The organism is Pseudomonas sp. GW821-FHT09A09 (assembly GCF_059418405.1).
In genome coordinates this window covers 75,600-78,569 of the sequence record NZ_JBWKPU010000031.1, presented here as the reverse complement: position 1 = coordinate 78,569, position 2,970 = coordinate 75,600, and the positions used below count along the sequence as shown (strand labels likewise).

Below are 2,970 nucleotides of genomic sequence, written 5' to 3'. Positions count from 1 at the left end.
CCCCCCCCCCCCCCCCCCCCCCCCCCCCCCCCCCCCCCCCCCCCCCCCCCGGCTCCTACAGTGAGAGCATTGCGCGCCGGTCAGAGCAATTCAGCGCCCAGCGCAGAGACGATCGACGACAGCACAGCGGACTCTCCATTGATGCGCACCTTCAAGCCGTCGATCTCGCGACGCTCCGGGTAGTGCTTGCGCAGCAGGTCAAACGCCTTGCGTTGTTCTTCCACGGTACCCACCAGGCTGCGGCGGAAATCCGCATCGTCCCGGCGCGGGTCATACACGCTGCGGCACAAGGTAGCCAAGGCCCAGGCCGGGTCGGTGGCGGCATTCAAGTGCACTTCGGCCAGCCAGGGTGGCGGCAGCAAGTCGCTCAGTTGGAGGCTGGGTTCCTGGCCCAGGTGCGCACAGAACGCCTGATAAATCTGTGCGGTGCCGCGCTGTTTGCCGTCCAGGCTGTAACCGGCGATGTGCGGCGTGGCCAGCACACACAGGTCAGCCAGGTCGATGTCCACTTCAGGCTCGCCTTCCCACACGTCCAACACCGCTTGCAGGTCCTCGCGCGCCAGCAGCACCTCACGCAGGGCGGCGTTATCCACCACCGGGCCCCGGCTGGCATTGATCAACCAGGTGCCGGTCTTGAGTGCGTTGAGCCGCTCGCGATCGAACAGGTGCCAGGTGGAACCGTTGCCGGACTTGGTCAGTGGCGTGTGCAGGCTGATCACGTCGCACTGTTCGATGATCTGCTGCAGGCTCACGTAGTCGCCCTCTTCGGCGATCTGACGCGGCGGGTCACACACCAGCACGTTCCAGCCCAGGCCCTTGAGCACCTTGACCAGGCGCCCGCCGACTTCGCCCACACCGACCACCCCGTAAGTGCGCGTGTTGAGGTCGGCCCCCTCGATTTCTGCCAGGGTCTGCAAACTGCCCAGCACATAGTCCACCACCCCACGCGCATTGCAGCCGGGGGCGCTGGACCACTGGATGCCAGCCTGCTGGAAGTAGTCGAGGTCCAGGTGATCGGTACCGATGGTGCAGGTGCCGACAAAACGCACGCGGGTCCCGTCCAGCAAGGCGCGGTTGACGTTGGTCACCGAGCGAACCAGCAACACATCGGCCTGCTCGACCGTGGCGCGGTCGATGGACCGGCCGGGCACCCGGCGAATCTCGCCAAACCCTTCGAAGAATGCATCGAGCAGCGGGATATTTTCGTCGGCAACAATCAACATGGCAGGCTCCTTTCGCGGACTCGCAGTGTACACATATCCACTCCAAGAGGGCTTGTGTGGGAGCCGGGCTTGCCCGCGATAGCATCACTTAGGTACAGCTGATTGACCGAGGTGCCTGCATCGCAGGCAAGCCAGCTCCCACACAAGCCGGCGCCAACAGGAGAGCGATTGCTTACAAATCCCTAACACAGGTTTTTTCCTGACCGGTGCGTCAAAGCGTAGACTTCGCGGTCCTTGCGCTTCTTCTGACCGGACACCTGTACGTGAACACAACCACCACCGCCCTCTCCCGCCCCGCCCGCGTCAGCCGCGAAGTGCGCAGCCTGCTGACCCTGGCCCTGCCGATCATGATTGGCCAATTGGCGACCACGGCCATGGGTTTTGTCGATGCGGTGATGGCCGGGCGCGTGAGCCCGCGTGACCTGGCGGCGGTGGCCCTGGGCAACTCGATCTGGATCCCCGTCTACCTGCTGATGACCGGCACCTTGCTGGCCACCACGCCCAAGGTTGCCCAGCGCTTCGGCGCGGGCACGTTCAACGAGATCGGCCCCCTGGTGCGCCAATCCTTGTGGCTGGCGTTGGTCGTGGGGGTGACCGCGTTGTTGATGCTGATCAGCGCCGAACCAATCCTGCACGCGATGAACGTCGACCCCGAGCTGATAAAGCCGTGCATGGCCTACCTGCATGGCATCGCGTCCGGCATGCCGGCCATCGCCCTGTATTACGTGTTGCGCTGCTTCAGCGATGGCCTGGGCCGCACGCGGCCGAGCATGGTCATGGGCCTGTGCGGGCTGGCGCTGAACATCCCGCTCAACTACGTGTTCATCTATGGCCACTTCGGCGTGCCAGCCATGGGTGGCGTGGGCTGTGGCTGGGCCACAGCGATTGTGATGTGGGTGATGATGCTCGGCCTGGCCGCCTGGACACGCTGGGCCCCGGCCTACCAGAGCAGCGAGCTGTTCAAGCGTTTCGACTGGCCGCAATGGGCAGTCATCAAGCGCGTGCTGAGCATCGGCCTGCCCATCGGCATCGCGGTCTTTGCCGAGTCGAGCATCTTTGCAGTCATCGCACTGTTGATCGGCAGCCTGGGCGCCAACGTGGTGGCCGGGCACCAGATCGCGCTGAACTTCAGCTCGCTGGTGTTCATGATCCCCTACTCCCTGAGCATGGCCGTCACGGTGCGCGTCGGCCAGGCACTCGGGCGAGGCGAGCCGCGCCAAGCGCGCTTCGCAGCCGGGGTCGGCATGGGCACGGCCCTCACCTACGCCTGCCTGTCCTGCAGCCTGATGCTGCTGTTTCGCGAGCAGATCGCGGCGATCTACACCCCGGACCCGCTGGTGATCCACGTGGCGTCGATGTTGATTGTGTTTGCGGCGCTGTTCCAGTTCTCTGACGCGATCCAGGTGACCGCTGCCGGCGCCCTGCGTGGCTACCAGGACACACGGGTGACCATGGTATTGACGCTGTTTGCTTATTGGGGCGTGGGATTGCCGGTGGGTTACGCCCTGGGCCTGACCGATTGGCTGGGCACCGCCAGCGGGCCGAGCGGCCTGTGGCAAGGGCTGATCGTGGGCTTGAGCTGCGCGGCGGCGATGCTGGTGATTCGCCTGGCACGCAGCGCACGTCGGCGGATTCGCCTGGCGCCAGCGCACACCTGACGCCTCATCAGCGCTTACCGTTCCCTGTAGGAGCACGGGGGGGGGGGGGGGGGGGGGGGGGGGGGGGGGGGGGGGGGGGGGAGGGGGTG

The 2,970-nt window shown here is 65.8% G+C and carries 2 protein-coding genes; one reads left to right on the top strand and one right to left on the bottom strand.

The features are described from left to right. Positions 1–80: 80 nt before the first annotated feature. Entirely contained in the window at positions 81–1,223 is a 1,143-nt protein-coding gene (gene pdxB, locus AC07OV_RS23440) for a 4-phosphoerythronate dehydrogenase PdxB (protein WP_495093081.1), read from the bottom strand. Between the two features lie 263 nt (positions 1,224–1,486). Between pdxB and AC07OV_RS23435 the strand changes: the two genes are divergently transcribed. Then, positions 1,487–2,881, top strand: coding sequence for an MATE family efflux transporter (locus tag AC07OV_RS23435; protein WP_494998731.1), 1,395 nt, complete (start codon positions 1,487–1,489; stop codon positions 2,879–2,881). Positions 2,882–2,970 lie beyond the last annotated feature (89 nt).

Coding starts and splice junctions, on each gene's coding strand:
- pdxB (WP_495093081.1), bottom strand. CDS start 1,223: ATGTTGATTGTTGCCGACGAAAATATCCCGCTGCTCGATGCATTCTTC.